The following is a 14,226-nucleotide window of genomic DNA, read 5'->3' on the forward strand; positions in this document are numbered from 1 at the left end:
TGAAGGTATAAGGAGGGTGCGTGCAGCGTATCATTCGTATCCTCGGGTTGGTGCTGGGACTGGCGAGCCCGTTTCCCGAGGTGTGGCTTTCGGAGCCCTCTTTCCATATGGAGGAAGGAGGGCTCTTTGTGAAGGTTCGTGCCTCCGGGGTGATCAATGATCAGCTCTTCTCGCTCATCGATGCCTATGTCCCTGTGACGGTGGTGACCAGGGTGGAGGTATGGGTGGATGAGCGTCTTGTGAGGCGGTTTGCCGTCTCCCAGAGGGTGGAGCGCGTGGGGGAGTTCTACGCGGTGGAGGGGGAGAGGCCTCTCTCTCGCGAGGATGTGGAGGATGTGTTTTCTCTGTGTGAGGTGAGGGTGCTCGAGGAGGTCGAGCGGTACCGGGGGAGTGAGGTCCGGGTGAGGATCTCCCTCGCGCTCTATTCTTCTGTGTTCTCGCCTGTGCAGGATCTTTGGGGGAACAACCCGATGACCGAGGGAAGGTGGGTTGTCCCAGAGGGAGGTGACGATGGTGGTGATTGAGGTCCGTGATGTGGTGAAGCGATACGGTGAGAGGGAGGCACTCGCGGGCGTCTCCCTCATGGTGCAGGAGGGGGAGGTGTGTGGTATAGTGGGGCCGAACGGGGCGGGGAAGACCACCCTCCTTGAGTGTATGGAGGGCCTTCGTCGTCCCGAGAGGGGGCTCATCCGTGTGTGGGGGGTGGTTCCCTGGAGCAGGGAGGGGAGGGGGGTGCGGAGCACGATAGGGTGCCAGCTCCAGGATGATGCGCTCCCCAGGGGGATGAAGGTGAGGGAGGCGGTGAGGCTCTTTGCCGCGATCTACGGGAGTGAGGACCGGGCGTGGTGGGAGGAGGTGCTTTCGGTGTGCGGTCTTGGGGGGAGGGAGGATGCGCGGTGGGAGGAGCTCTCGGGAGGGTTGCGACAGCGTCTCCTCCTCGCGCTCGCGCTCCTGCATAGGCCGCGCCTGGTCTTCCTGGATGAGCTGACCTCCGGGCTTGATCCTCATGGGAGGCGGGAGGTGTGGCACCTCATCCGGAGGGTGAAGGAGATGGGGACCACGGTGGTGCTCACCACCCACTACATGGAGGAGGCGGAGGTCCTCTGTGACAGGGTGGTCCTCCTCCACCAGGGAAGGGTAGTGGCCATGGGGAGTCCGGGGGAATTGGTGGAGGCGTACGGGGGAGGCTACGTGATAGCGCCTGAAGGTGAGGTGGGGGATGTGGTCAAGGGGATGGGCATGGATGGGGTGGAGTGGCGGGATGGGGTGGTGGTCTGTAGGGGTGGGAAGGAGCAGGTGGTGGAGGTGGTCCGTCGGCTTGTGCACGCTGAGGGGATAGGCGGGCTTTCGATTCGCCGTCCTTCTCTTGAGGATGTGTTTCTCTCACTCACGGGGAGGTATGAGGATGAGAGGGGTGTATGAGCTTGCAAAGGTGGAGCTGTCCCTGTTCCTTCGGGAACCGGTGGCGGTCTTCTTTACCTTTGTCTTTCCTTCTCTGTTGCTCGTGCTCTATGGTGCGATGTTCGGCTCGTACGAGGGGTATCTGGAGTATGAGGTGCCGTCGCTTTTTGCGATGGTGATTCTCACGATGGGGATGATGGGGATCCCTTCCGGGATTGGGCAGGAGAAGGAGGAGGGGGTTCTGAAGCGGCTCCGGATGACGCCTCTTCCTTCGTGGGGGTATCCCGTGGCCTGGAGTGTGGTGTACCTGGTGGTGACCGTGCTGGGCGGACTCCTCCTCTACGTGGTGGCGATGGTGGGCTACGGGATGAGGGGGCCGGTGAACGGTGTGGGGTTTGGGGTGGGGTTCTTCCTTGGGGCGCTCTGCTTCCTCATGTGGGGGGCGGTGGTGGGACTGGTCTTCAGGCGGGCACGCACCGCCTCCATTGTGGGGATGGTGTGTTTCTTTCCCCAGCTGTTTCTCTCGGGCGCGACCTTCCCGTGGGATATGGTGCCCCCGGGGCTCAGGGCGGTGGGGGAGCTCTTCCCGATGCGGCACCTGGTGGTGGTGTTGCAGGGGGCGTGGAGGGGTGAGGTGGGATGGGGGCGTGCCGCCTGGGGGCTTGTGGTCTGGTGTGTGGTGGGGTTTGTGGGGGCGGTGGGGGCCTGGCTCCGTGTGAGGGGGGATGAGCGGTGAGGGGATGGGTGTGGATGTTGCTGGTGGTGGTGCTCGTCCTCCTCCTCTGGGTGATGGCGACAGGGGTGGTGGTGGCGGTGTACGATCGGGTGGAGGGTGCTCTCATGTCTGCGATAGAAGGGGTGAAGGGACGGTTCTCGGATGAGGATGCGCGTCTTCTCAGTGGGGTGCTCGAGGGGGTGCGACTCCTACAGGAGCGGAGAAGGGTGGAGGTGCTTCGGGCGATGTTCGCGGTGCTCGCCGGTGAGGTGGTGTTGAGTGGGCTTGTGGTTTTCTTCTATGTGAGGAGGGTGCGGAGGCCGGTGTTGGAGCTCGCCCGGCTCATGGAGGAGTTCCGCGGGGGCGAGGTGCCGGCGGGAGGGGGGGTGTACGAGGTGAGGCGGCTCGTTGCGGCCTATACGGGGATGCTCCGGAGGCTCGAGCGGTACGAGCAGGAGGTGGGGGATCTGGCGCGGTTCAGGGGCTGGAAGGAGATGGCGCGGGTCTGCGTCCACGAGGTGCGGAACCTCCTCTCGCCGGTCCGTATGGTGGTGGAGCAGGGGCTTTCCGTGGGGGAGGGGCTCTGCGGGGAGCGGCTGGGGTTCGTGCTCCGCAAGCTGGGTGAGGTGGACGGGGTGCTCGCCCGCCTGCGCGACCTGGCGCACCTTCCGGAGGCGAGGCCCGGTCGGGTGGTGGTGGGCGAGGTGGTGAGGGAGGTGGTGGGGGAGTTTCCGGGGATGGGGTGCGAGGTGTGTGGGGAGGTGGTGGTGCGTGCGGATGGGGTGCTCCTCGCCGAGGTGGTACGCAACCTGTGTGCGAACGCGAGGGATACGGGGGCGCCGGCAGGGGTGAGGGTGTGGGGTGAGGGGGAGGAGGGGGTGGTGGAGGTGTGGGACAGGGGACCGGGGATCCCGGAGGAGGAGCAGGAGCGGGTCTGGGAGCCGGGGGTGAGCGGGAAGGAGGGGGGGATGGGGCTCGGACTGGCGTTGGTGCGGCTCCTGGTGGGGGAGATGGGGGGGAGGGTGGTGATGTGGTCGCGTGTGGGGGAGGGGACGCGGGTGGAGGTGCGGCTTCCCGGGTGGGAGGGGGTATGACGGTACTGGTGGTGGACGACGAGCGCGACGTGGTGGAGGGGTTCCGCATGGCCTTCCCCGAGTGGGAGGTGAGGGGGGCCGGGTCTGGTGCGGAGGCCCTGAGGGTGCTGGAGGCCGAGCCCGTGGACCTGGTGTTCCTCGACGTGAGGCTCGGGAGAGAGGACGGGCTTGCCCTCCTGGGGCGTATAAAGGAGCGCTGGCCGGAGCTTCCGTGTGTGATGATCTCGGCCTATGGCACGGTGGAGCGAGCGGTGGAGGCACTGCGGCGGGGGGCGGTGGACTTCCTGGAGAAGCCGCTCTCCTTACAGAAGGTGAGAATCGTGGCCGAGCGGACGGCAAGCGAGGTCTTCGCCCGGAAGGTGGTGGAGCAGGAGAGGGAGCGGTACGCCCTCCTCGGGGAATCTGAGGCCATTCGGGAGGTGCGGCGGCTCGTCGAGAAGGCGGCCCGGGTGGAGGTCCCCGTGCTGGTCACCGGTGAGAGCGGCACGGGGAAGGAGCACGTGGCGCGACTCCTCCACCTCTTGAGCAGGCGAGCCCGGGGGCCGCTCGTGGCCCTCAACTGCGCTGCAGTCCCTGCGGATCTCTTTGAGAGTGAGATCTTCGGACACGAGAAGGGGAGCTTCACCGGGGCCGAGAGGCGGCGCAAGGGGAGGATCGAGGAGGCGAGGGGAGGGACGCTCTTTCTGGACGAGGTGGGGGAGCTGCCGGCCTCCCAGCAGGCGAAGCTCCTGCGGGTCCTCGAGACGGGGGAGTACTATCCCGTGGGGGCCGAGAGGCCGCGGAGGGCCGATGTGCGGGTGGTGTGCGCCACGAACAGGGACCTCGAAGCCATGGTGAGGGAGGGATCGTTCCGGGCAGATCTCTACTACAGGCTGGGGGTCTTGAGGATCCACGTCCCCCCACTCAGGGAGCGGAGGGAGGATATCCCGCTCCTCGCACAGGTCTTTCTCAGACGGGTGTGCGAGGAGCTGGGGCAGGGGCGGAGCTTCTCCCGGGAGACCCTCTCGGTGCTCATGGAGGGCGAGTATCCGGGCAATGTGCGGGAGCTCCAGCACCTCGTATGGCGGGCGGCCCTCCTCTCCGAGGGGCCGGTGATCGGGCCCGAAGTGGTGGGGAAGGTGAGGGATGAGGGGAGGAAGGCCTTCGTAGAGGACCTCCTCCTCGCTCCCCGCCCCCTCGGCGAGGCGCGGCGGGAGTTCGAACGGGCCTACATCGCCTATCACCTCTCCCGGTGTGGGGGGAATGTCTCCAGGACGGCGCGCAAGCTCGGCATGGCCCCCTCGAACCTCATGAGGAGGATGCGGGAGCTGGGGATGCGTTGACCGGTGCGCGTTATAGAAGGATCGTGCCCTGTGTGCTATACTTCCCGTTATGCGTCCCTTCTGCGTGTTCGTGTGGCTTGTGAGTGTGGGGGTGGGTGGGCTCTGGGCCCTTGACGGCTGGGCCTTCTCGTCCTCTCTTGAGACCTCGTGGTTCACCGGAGAGGCCCACGAGCTGGTCTACCAGAAGTGGGACGAGGGGGATCACCTCCTCAGCCGGCTCGTGTGGCCGGCGGAAGGCTGGCTCCTCGAGGCAGAGGCCGGCCTCTCCTGGTGGAGGGTGGGGATCGAGGGCTGGTATGCCTTCCTCGTGGGCGGCCGTGAGCCCGGTGCGTGGATGGAGGACTACGACTACATGAACCTGGGTGATCCCGATCCCACGCACTTTTCCACCCACCCTGTGGAGCTGGGCCCGTACCGCGAGATAGGAGGGGGCCTCTCGTTCCGGATCGTGGACCGCTCGGCGGTGAGGATCTCGCTGGGAGCCGGGTGGGAGTACCTCCACCGGTACTGGTCGGCCCACGACGGCTACGCCCAGTACCCGAGTGGGGTGGGGGACCCCTATGATCCTTCCTCCGGTACGGGGTGGCCCTACCCCGAGTGGACAGGGGATGAGCCGAAGTCTTCTTTCGACGGCGAGGTCATCACCTATGAGCAGGAGGTGATGGGTCCGGTGCTCCTCTTCCGGTGCGGGATGCGGCCGAGCACCCGGCTCGAGGCCGAAACCTCGGTGATGTGGTCGCCGTATCCCCTCGCTGTGACCCTCGACGAACACGTGCTTCGCGATATTCTCTTTCTCGACAAGATGGCGGGGGGGGTGCTCCTCGATGTCTCCGGTGAGCTCCAGGTCTTCCTGTGGAAAGGTCTTTCCCTCTACGGGAGGGGGTGGTACAGACTCGTCTCCATGGCAAAGGGGGATTCGTACTTCAAGGAAGAGGGAACGTGGTACCAGGCTGCGGACGGGAAGAGCGGTATGGAGAGCACCGAGTGGGGGCTGGGGATGGGGATGCGGGTGATGGTGGAGTGAAGCTAGCCCGTGAGTGTGCGAGGGATGCGGCGGACGTGCTGGATGGTGCGGACCGGGATGTGGAGCGGGGCCTCTTCTCCCTCGGGGATCGCTTCGAGGTAGTGGGAGGCCCCCTTCTTTTTGAGGGCGAGGGGGCGCACGAGGAGGGTGGTGGGGTCCTTGTGTCCGAGGATGCACACCTCCACCAGGTCGCCTGCGTGGGAGAGTGCCTCTTCGAGGACCCTGAGCTTGCCGTGGTAGTCGAGTCCGTCGGATTCGAGGAGCTCGGTGTCCGCTGTTTCTCCGGAGAGTTGGGCGGGGGTGAGGATGTAGCCTTCCTCGATGCGTGCCTTGAGGAGGTGGCGCGCCTCCTCAGAGAGGGGGGTACGTTCCAGGGCCTCGAGGAGGGCGGGCCTGAGGTCGGGGGGCGGGGCGGTGAGGGCTTCCGGGAGCACGGGTACCACCGGGGGGGCGAGGTGGGTCGGGAGGGGGAGCGGCCCCTCCGAGGGAGGGGTCTCTTCCTCCACGGGGCCGAGGAGGCCTATCCCGGCGTGTTCCAGGAGGGTCTTCCACTCCTCCCACCGTTCCTCCCTGACGAGAAAGATGGTCTCTCCGAGGGTCTCCCACACACAGGCGGAGAATTGGGGGCTCTGTCGGACGATCCGGGCGTACTCGGGTTCCAGGATCGCCACGATTCCCCGGAGGTGGCGGGCCCGCTCGGCCTCCTCCTGCCAGAGGGTGAGGGTGGCGGCGACCGGTTGGGGGACGGGGTGGCCGCTTCCCACGGTGAGGGCGAGGCGGAGCTCGGCAATCTCAATCCCTGTCTCCAGGCCGCGGCGCAGGGCGGGCTTGGTGAGTTCGTAGCGGGAGACGGTGTCGTGGCGTATGAGGGAGAGGGCCGCACAGGGGACGAGGAGGTCTGAGAGCACGGCGTGGGGATGTACGATGAGGTGGCCCGAGGCCTCCACCTTGAACGGAGGGGTCTCCGGCGGGTTGAGGAGTGTGGGGATGTGGGGGGTGAGGGAGAGGGTGGTTTCGTGGGGGACGAGGAGGCCGAGCGAGGCGAGGTCCTCGATGGGTGGGGGGGTGTGGGGTTGGGTGTGGGGTTGGGTGTGGAGGGTGAGGGCGAGGCGGAGGGCACGGGTGATGGTGGAGGGGGTGTAGGTGTGGGTGGGGGGGAGGAGGTCGGGGAGGGCGAGGAGGGCGGCGGCGAGGGGGTGGGGGTCGGCCCCGTCGGGGGCGATGGCCGCAGCCCAGAGGAGGGGGAGGCGGGTGGAGGGGGGAAGGTCGGCGAGGGCGCGGAACCGGGCGAGGAGGGCGGCCGGGGTGGGGGCGGGGATGAGGGAGAGGCGGGTGAGGGCCCGGACGAGGAGGGGGAGGTGGTCGGGGTGGTGGGAGAAGTGGGGGATGCGGGATGCGATGCGGGTGCGTGCCCGCGAGGTGGGGGTGCCGTCCCTGGTGTCGAGGAGGGACGGGTCGTCGGTGAGGAGGGAGAGGAGGGCGCCGAGGAGGGGGTCGGTGAGCCAGGGGTGGGGCGGGGAGGAGGGGGGGGTGGGGCCTTCGGGCGGGAGGACGGCCTCGAGCGAGAGGACGCGGGTCTCGAGCAGGGGACGGAGGGGAGGGGTGAAGCGGATGCGTGGGGGCTCGTCCGCGGTGTCGAGGTAGACGAGGAGGCGGTCCCTGAGGCGGTGGAGGATGAGGTGGGGGTCTTCCTCCCCTTCTTCCTCCAGGAACGAGGTGAAGACCTCGGGTGGGGGTTCGCCGAGGGCCGCGATGAGCGAGAGGTGGGCCCTGTCGTGAGGGGTGAGGAGGGCGAGGATCGCCTCCTGTATCCGAGGCGATTCCAGGAAGCGGTAGAGGCGTTCGACGAGCTGGGGTTTGTGGTAGGGGGTCTCGATCCTGCCGAGGTAGTTGCGTATGAGGCGGAGGAAGTCCCTGTCGGGAAGGGTGAGGAGGTAGGCGGTGAAACGGTCTATGTCAGCTCGTCTTCGCTCCATAGCTCCATCTGGTAGCGGTAGCCCTGTTCGGTGAGGAATCGCTGCCGGTTGGCGGCGAAGTGTTCTTCCAGTGTATCACGCGTCACAATCGTATAGAAGTAGGCGTGGTGGTGTTTCGGTCTCAGGATGCGGCCGAGGCGCTGGGCCTCCTCCTGGCGGGATCCGAAGGTGCCGGAGACCTGAATGGCGACCGCGGCGTCGGGGAGGTCGATGGAGAAGTTGGCGACGCGGGAGACCACGAGGCGCGTGATGCGGCCTTCCTTGAACTCGCGGTAGAGGCGTTCGCGTTCCCTGTTGGGGGTACGGCCGGTGATGAGGGGAAGGCCGAGGGTGCGGGCGATGCGTTCGAGCTGGTCGAGGTACTGGCCTATGATGAGGGTGGGGAGGTCGGGGTGTCGCTCGAGGAGCACGGCCACGACGCGGTCCTTGAGGGGGTTGGTGCTCGCGATGGTGTGCTTCTTCCGCTGGTCTGCGGCGATGTAGGCGAGTCGGAGGTCCTCGGGGAGGGGGATGCGGATCTCGTAGCAGAGGGCCTCGGCGATCCAGCCCTGGGCTTCCACTTCTTTCCAGGGGATGTCGTGGCGCTTGGGTCCCACGAGGGCGAAGAGGTGGCGTTCCTTGCCGTCTTCGCGCACCAGGGTGGCGGTGAGGCCGCAGCGGCGTTTCGCCTGGAGTTCTGCGGTGATGCGGAAGACCGGGGCGGGGAGGAGGTGGACTTCGTCGTAGATGATGAGGCCCCAGTTGCGGGCGAGGAAGAGGTCGAAGTGGGGGTAGTGCTCCTGGGTCTGGTCGGGTCGCCAGGTGAGGATGTGGTAGGTGGCGACGGTGACGGGTTTTATGTCCTTGGACTCGCCGGTGTACTCGGCGATCTGGTCCTCGGTGAGGGTGGTCTTGTCGAGGATCTCGTCGATCCACTGGTGGGCGGCGGCGACGTTGGGGGTGAGGATGAGGGTGCTCGTCCGGTAGTGGGCCATGAGGGCGAGGCCCACCACGGTCTTGCCTGCGCCGCAGGGCATGACGATGGTGCCGTAGCCGGTGCCGGGTCCGTCGTCGCCGGTGAAGGCCTTGACCGCGGCTTCCTGGTAGGGGCGGAGGGCGAAGGGGCGGCCGGAGCGGGTGGTGGTGCGGAGCGAGAGGGGGAGGGGTTCGCCTTCCTGGAGGGGGACGAGGTCGGTGACGGGGTAGCCGAGGTCGATGAGGAGCTGCTTGATGGTGCCACGGTGGATGAGGGGCACGTAGAGGGCGTCGTCCCGGGGTGGGAGGTCGGGTGTGGAGGGTTCGAGGAGGCGGGCGAGCTGCCGGTAGGAGAGGAGTTCTTGGCGGCTCGCAGGGGGGCGGATGCTGAGGAGGAGGGTGTGGGGTGAGGGGGTGGGGAGGAGGGTGAGGGTGCCGGCGCGTTTGAGAGTGTGGCGAATGGTGTCGAGGAGGGTGGGGGGCACGGGGTAGCGGGCGTAGCGGGAGAGGCGCGTGGTGATCTGGTCGTAGGTGAGGCCTGCGGAGGCGGCGTTCCAGAGGGAGATGGGGGTGATGCGGTAGGTGTGGATGTACTCAGGGGAGGTGAGGAGCTCGGTGAAGGGGGTGATGGCGTTCCGGGCCTCGTCGGCCTCGGGGTGCGAGACTTCGAGGAGGATGGTGCCGTCGCTCTGTACGATGAGGGGGCCGGACATGGGGGTAAGGGTAGCCCAGGGGGGTGGGGGCGGGCAAGGGGGATGGGGTTGCACGGGGGGTGGGGGGTGGGGCATGATGGGGGTGGGAGGACGAGATGGACGAGAGACGAAAGCCCGAGTGGCTCAAGATAGAGCTCGGCCTGTCGCCCGAGCACAAGAAGGTGAGGCGTGAGCTCGCCCGGCACGGGCTCCACACGGTCTGTGAGGAGGCGCGGTGCCCCAACCTGCACGAGTGCTGGGGCCGCTACCGCACGGCCACGTTCCTGCTCCTGGGAGAGGTGTGCACCCGGCGGTGCAGGTTCTGTGCCGTGGGCCACGGCAGGCCGTGCCCGCCCGACCCGGAGGAGCCGGCCCGGGTGGCACAGGTGGTGGCCCGGCTCGGGATTCGGCACGTGGTGCTCACCATGGTGACGAGGGACGACCTGCCGGACGGTGGGGCGGGGCATGTGGCGGCCGCGGTGAGAGAGGTGCGGAAGGCCTCTCCTGGTGTGAGGGTGGAGATCCTCACCTCGGACTTCAGAGGGGATCTCGCGGCCCTCGAGACGGTGCTCGAGAGCCGGCCCGAGATCATGAGCCACAACGTGGAGACCGTGCGCAGGCTCACCCCCAGGGTGCGCTCCGGTGCGAGCTACGAGCGCTCCCTCGCCTTCCTCAGGGAGGCGGGACTGCGGGTGAGGGCGTACGGCGGGTTCCTCAAGTCGAGCTTCATGGTGGGGCTCGGGGAGACCGAGGAGGAGGTGAAGGAGACCCTCCGCGACCTCCGGGCCGCGGGCGTGCAGATGGTGAACATAGGCCAGTACCTCCAGCCCACGAAGGAGCACCTCCCCGTGGCGCGCTACTGGAGCCCCGAGGAGTTCGACCGGCTGAGGGACTACGCCCTCTCCCTGGGGTTCATCGCCTGCAGCGCGGGCCCCAAGGTCCGCTCGAGCTACCACGCCGAGGAGACCGTCCGGATGCTGGGGGACGTCGGTCCGGCGTGAACCACCCTTCGGGGTGGGTTTTTTTGGGGAGATAGCTGACTAAAAACGTAATATTTGCTATTATCATATCGATTGGTATTGCACCATGCGCGCGGATGTCGCATGATGGTAGTAGTAAGGAGGCCCTGTGGACCTGAAGATCTTTCAGAAACAGCCGCCCATGAGGAAGGTGCTCCTCTCGCTCGTTCCCATCTTCCTGTGGGCCGCGTACTTCTACGGCGTACGGCTCGCCGCCCTCGCCCTGGTGGTGTTTCCCGTGGGTGTGGCGGTGGAGTACCTCATGGAGAGGCGGAGGGGGAGGAAGGTGAGTGAAGCGGTCCTGGTGACCTGCAGCCTCTTCCTCCTCTCCCTCCCGCCCGCCGTCCCGCTCTGGGTGGCGGCCATCGGGATCGCCTTCGGCGTGTTCATGGCGAAGGAGGTCTACGGAGGGTTCGGCCGCAATGTCTTCAACCCGGCCATCGCAGGCAGGCTCTTCGTCTACATCACCTTCCCCACCCTCATGACCCGCTCCTGGCTGAAGCCCGGCGCCTTCGGTCTCCTCCCCGACGCCCTCACCTCGGCCACCCCCCTCGACGCCCTCCGAGCCGGCACCCTCCCCCCGCTCCCCGACATGCTCCTCGGCCTGCACCCCGGCAGCATGGGCGAGTCGGCCCTCCCCCTCATCCTCCTCGCGGGCATCTACCTCGTGGCCACCAGGACCGCGAGCTGGCGGATCATGCTCTCCACCCTGGGAGGCGCCCTCCTCCTCTCCGCCGGCCTCTACTACGCCGGCGTCCCCGGCGCCGTCCCGCCCCACTACACCCTCCTCGCCGGCAGTCTCCTCTTCGTGGCGGTCTTCATGGCCACCGACCCCGTCACCGCCCCCAACAACCCCCGCGCCCACTGGCTCTACGGCCTGCTCATCGGTGCGGTGGTGGTCCTCGTCCGCACCTTCTCCCTCTTCTCGGAGGGCACCAGCTTCGCCGTGCTCCTCGCCAACGCCGTCGCCCCGCTCCTCGACGAGCTTCTCCCACGCCGCCCGGCGGCCGCCCGCCGCCCGGCCCCGAAAGGAGGCGCCGCATGAACCGCAACTCCCTCCCCTACGTGGTGCTCTTCTCCTTCATCGTCACCGCGCTCTTCGTCACCATCCTCGCCGCCGCCCACCTCGGCACCAGGGAGCGCGTCCTCCTCGCCGAGGAGCGCCGGCTCCGGGAAGCCGTGCTCCACGCCCTCAAGACCCCCGCCTCCGGGGAGGAGGCCCGGCGCACCTTCGCCCGCCTCTCCGTCGCCGCCCTCCCCGACGGTACCCGCATCTACCGCACCCCCGAGCCCCGCTCCTACGCCGTCGAGCTTTCAGGACCCGGCCTCTGGGGCACCATCCGCGCCGTGGTGGGCATCTCGGGCGACCTTTCCCGCATCCTGGGCCTCGCCATCCTCGAGCAGAACGAGACCCCGGGCCTCGGCGGCCGCATCACCGAGCCCTGGTTCCTCTCGCAATTCGAAGCCGAACGCATAGGTCCCGACGGCATCGCCGTGCGCCAGACCGGCCGCTCGGGCGACCCCGACCCCGACAACAGCCAGGTGGACGGCATCACCGGCGCCACCCGCACGAGCCAGGCCATCGAGACCCTGGTTGACCGGGCCGTCATCACCCTCAAGGAGGCCCTCCCCACCCTCTCCGAGGAGGACTTCGCCCCTGTCGAGGCCCCTCGGCCTCGGACATCCCCTGACGATGAAAGGAGCCGCTGATGGCAGCCACACCCCGTCGGATCCTCGCCGAGAACACCTGGACCAACAACCCCATCTTCATCCAGATCCTCGGCATCTGTTCCACCCTCGCCGTCACCAACAACCTCACCAACACCCTCATCATGACCCTGGGCGTCACCTTTGTCACCGGCTTCTCGAGCCTCACCGTCTCGCTCCTCAAGACCCTCATCCCCCACCGGGTGAGGATGATCACCCAGACCCTCATCATCTCCTTCTACGTCATCATCGTGGACATCCTGCTCAAGGCCTATCTCCCGGAGATCCACAAGAGCCTGGGACCCTACGTGGGTCTCATCATCACCAACTGCATCATCATGGGCCGGGCCGAGGCCTTTGCCCAGAGCAACCCGCCCCTCCTCTCCCTCTGGGACGGCCTCACCTCGGGCCTCGGGTACATGTGGGTCCTCATGCTCATCGCCCTGATCCGTGAGCTTTTGGGCTTCGGCACCCTCTTCAACATCCGGGTGCTCCCTGAAGGCTTCGAACCCTGGACCATCATGGTCATGGCCCCCAGCGCCTTCTTCATCCTCGCCATGGTCCTCTGGGCCGCAAAGACCCTCATGAACAAGGAGGCCGCATGACCCCCGACATCTCTCCCCTCGCCCTCTTCGTGGCATCGATCTTCACGAGCAACATCCTCCTCGCCAACTTCCTGGGGATGTGCTCCTTCATCTCCATCTCCAAGGACCTCTCCTCCTCGAACGGCCTCGGTCTCGCCGTGACCGTGGTGCTCACCATCACCAGCGCCATCAACTGGCTCGTGCTCCACTATGTCCTCATCCCCCTCGACCTCGTCTACCTCAGGTTTATCGTCTTCATCATCGTGATCGCGGCCGTGGTCCAGATACTCGAGATGATCATCGACCGGATCTCGCCCTCGCTCTACATGGCCCTGGGGATCTTCCTCCCCCTCATCACGGTCAACTGCGCCATCCTCGGCGTGGCCCTCTTCATCGAGATACGCGGCTACTCCCTGCTCCAGTCCGTGGTCTACGGCCTCGGCTCCGGCCTCGGCTGGTGGCTCGCCATCATGCTCCTCGCCGCCATACGCAAGAAGATCGAACGAGCCCCGGTACCCGCCGGCCTCAAAGGCCCGGGGATCACCCTCATCACCATAGGATTCATGGCCATGGCCTTCATCGGCTTCTCCGGCATGGTCGCGGTTCAGTAAGGAGGAACGGGATGAGCGCACTCGTCATCGCACCGCTCGCCGTAGGAGGGATCACCGCCGCCCTGGCCCTCCTCATCTGGCTCACCGACAGGGTGGTCAACAACTACGGCACGGTCACCATCTCCATCAACGGCGGCAAGAAGACCCTCACCGTCAAAGGGGGAAGCCCGCTCCTCCTCACCCTCGCCCAGGAGCAGATCTTCATCCCCTCCGCGTGTGGGGGAAGGGGGAGCTGCGGGGCCTGCAAGGTGAGGGTGGAGACCGACATAGGACCGCACCTCCCCACCGAGGTCCCCTACCTCACCGAGGAAGAGCGGGCCCGCAACGTGCGGCTCTCGTGCCAGGTCAAGGTGAAGCACGACCTCTCGATCGAGGTGCCGGAGGAGCTCTTCCTCGTGCGGCGGGTAGTGGCGGAGGTCTCCTCCATCCGCGACCTCACCCACGACATCAAGGAGGTGCGCTTCCGCCTCCCCGAGGGAGAGCGGATCCCCTTCAAGCCCGGCCAGTACGTCCAGCTGGAGGTGCCGCCCTACGCCAAGATAAAGGAACCCACCCAGCGGGCCTACTCCATCTCTTCCCTCCCCGACGAGGAGGAGATCGAGCTCCTCATCCGCAAGGTACCCGGCGGGATCGCCACCACCTATGTCCACGAACACATGAAGGAAGGGGAGCGCCTCGCCCTCATCGGCCCGTTCGGCGACTTCTACCTCAGGGAGACCGACGCGGTGATGCTCTGTGTGGCGGGGGGGAGCGGCATGGCCCCCTTCAAGTCGATCCTCCTCGACATGTACCGGAGGGGGGTGAACAACCGACAGGTGTGGTTCTTCTTCGGGGCCCGTACCCGGCGTGACCTATTCTACGTGGACCTCTGGAGGGACCTCGAGGAGAAGTGGCCGGTCTTCAGGTTCGTCCCCGCCCTCTCCGAAGACCCCGACTACGAGGGCGAGAAGGGGCTCATCACCGAGGTGCTCGCACGCTATATCGAGACCACCATGGACAGGGAGGCGCCCAAGGAGGGCTACCTCTGCGGGAGTCCGGGCATGCTCGACGCGTGCATGAACGTGATGCGCCGGTACGGCATACCCGAGGACAAGATCTACTTCGACAAGTTCGCTTGAAGGAGGGTG

14 protein-coding genes are annotated in these 14,226 nt (G+C 66.8%); 12 read left to right on the forward strand and 2 right to left on the reverse strand.

The annotated features are described in order from the left end of the window. Positions 1 to 20: 20 nt before the first annotated feature. The 6 genes from STHERM_RS01520 to STHERM_RS01545 are packed head-to-tail and all read left to right on the forward strand — an operon-like array spanning position 21 to position 5,556. Positions 21 to 524 (forward strand): hypothetical protein, encoded by a 504-nt coding sequence (locus STHERM_RS01520; protein ID WP_013313117.1) that lies wholly within the window; start codon positions 21 to 23, stop codon positions 522 to 524. Next, on the forward strand, positions 511 to 1,422 hold the full coding sequence (locus STHERM_RS12500; RefSeq protein ID WP_013313118.1) for an ABC transporter ATP-binding protein: 912 nt from the start codon (positions 511 to 513) through the stop codon (positions 1,420 to 1,422). The genes STHERM_RS01520 and STHERM_RS12500 overlap by 14 nt, the downstream gene beginning before the upstream one ends. Further along, positions 1,406 to 2,137 (forward strand): ABC transporter permease, encoded by a 732-nt coding sequence (locus STHERM_RS01530; RefSeq protein WP_013313119.1) that lies wholly within the window; start codon positions 1,406 to 1,408, stop codon positions 2,135 to 2,137. Before STHERM_RS12500 ends, STHERM_RS01530 begins: the two co-directional genes overlap by 17 nt. Beyond that, on the forward strand, positions 2,134 to 3,210 hold the full coding sequence (locus tag STHERM_RS12615; RefSeq protein ID WP_148223845.1) for a sensor histidine kinase: 1,077 nt from the start codon (positions 2,134 to 2,136) through the stop codon (positions 3,208 to 3,210). Before STHERM_RS01530 ends, STHERM_RS12615 begins: the two co-directional genes overlap by 4 nt. Then, a complete protein-coding gene (locus tag STHERM_RS01540) occupies positions 3,207 to 4,532 on the forward strand; it encodes a sigma-54-dependent transcriptional regulator (RefSeq protein WP_013313121.1) in 1,326 nt (441 codons plus the stop codon). The genes STHERM_RS12615 and STHERM_RS01540 overlap by 4 nt, the downstream gene beginning before the upstream one ends. 49 nt (positions 4,533 to 4,581) lie before the next feature. After that, entirely contained in the window at positions 4,582 to 5,556 is a 975-nt protein-coding gene (locus tag STHERM_RS01545) for an omptin family outer membrane protease (RefSeq protein ID WP_013313122.1), read from the forward strand. Positions 5,557 to 5,558: 2 nt separating this feature from the next. Here the strand turns inward: STHERM_RS01545 and STHERM_RS01550 are convergent, their stop codons facing one another. Then, positions 5,559 to 7,532, reverse strand: coding sequence for a hypothetical protein (locus STHERM_RS01550; RefSeq protein WP_013313123.1), 1,974 nt, complete (start codon positions 7,530 to 7,532; stop codon positions 5,559 to 5,561). Beyond that, positions 7,508 to 9,199, reverse strand: a complete 1,692-nt coding sequence (locus STHERM_RS01555; protein WP_041623143.1) for a DNA repair helicase XPB — start codon at positions 9,197 to 9,199, stop codon at positions 7,508 to 7,510. The genes STHERM_RS01550 and STHERM_RS01555 overlap by 25 nt, the downstream gene beginning before the upstream one ends. Before the next feature lie 95 nt (positions 9,200 to 9,294). Here STHERM_RS01555 and lipA point away from each other — a divergent pair, with 95 nt between their 5' ends. The 6 genes from lipA to STHERM_RS01585 all read left to right on the forward strand — a co-directional run bounded on the left by lipA (position 9,295) and on the right by STHERM_RS01585 (position 14,217). Beyond that, positions 9,295 to 10,179: a lipoyl synthase gene (gene lipA, locus STHERM_RS01560; protein WP_013313125.1), complete on the forward strand. Its 885-nt coding sequence runs from the start codon at positions 9,295 to 9,297 to the stop codon at positions 10,177 to 10,179. A gap of 127 nt (positions 10,180 to 10,306) precedes the next feature. Beyond that, positions 10,307 to 11,242: an RnfABCDGE type electron transport complex subunit D gene (locus tag STHERM_RS01565; protein WP_013313126.1), complete on the forward strand. Its 936-nt coding sequence runs from the start codon at positions 10,307 to 10,309 to the stop codon at positions 11,240 to 11,242. Further along, a complete protein-coding gene (locus STHERM_RS01570) occupies positions 11,239 to 11,907 on the forward strand; it encodes an FMN-binding protein (RefSeq protein ID WP_013313127.1) in 669 nt (222 codons plus the stop codon). Before STHERM_RS01565 ends, STHERM_RS01570 begins: the two co-directional genes overlap by 4 nt. After that, entirely contained in the window at positions 11,907 to 12,509 is a 603-nt protein-coding gene (gene nqrD / locus STHERM_RS01575) for an NADH:ubiquinone reductase (Na(+)-transporting) subunit D (RefSeq protein ID WP_013313128.1), read from the forward strand. Before STHERM_RS01570 ends, nqrD begins: the two co-directional genes overlap by 1 nt. Further along, the gene (locus STHERM_RS01580; protein WP_013313129.1) at positions 12,506 to 13,099 is read left to right on the forward strand and encodes an NADH:ubiquinone reductase (Na(+)-transporting) subunit E; all 594 of its coding nucleotides are present in this window, start codon (positions 12,506 to 12,508) and stop codon (positions 13,097 to 13,099) included. Before nqrD ends, STHERM_RS01580 begins: the two co-directional genes overlap by 4 nt. Before the next feature lie 11 nt (positions 13,100 to 13,110). After that, positions 13,111 to 14,217, forward strand: a complete 1,107-nt coding sequence (locus tag STHERM_RS01585; protein WP_013313130.1) for an NADH:ubiquinone reductase (Na(+)-transporting) subunit F — start codon at positions 13,111 to 13,113, stop codon at positions 14,215 to 14,217. The last annotated feature ends 9 nt before the right edge of the window (positions 14,218 to 14,226 follow it).

The sequence above is a fragment of the Spirochaeta thermophila DSM 6192 genome, from assembly GCF_000147075.1.
Classification (GTDB): Bacteria; Spirochaetota; Spirochaetia; order Winmispirales; family Winmispiraceae; genus Winmispira; species Winmispira thermophila_A.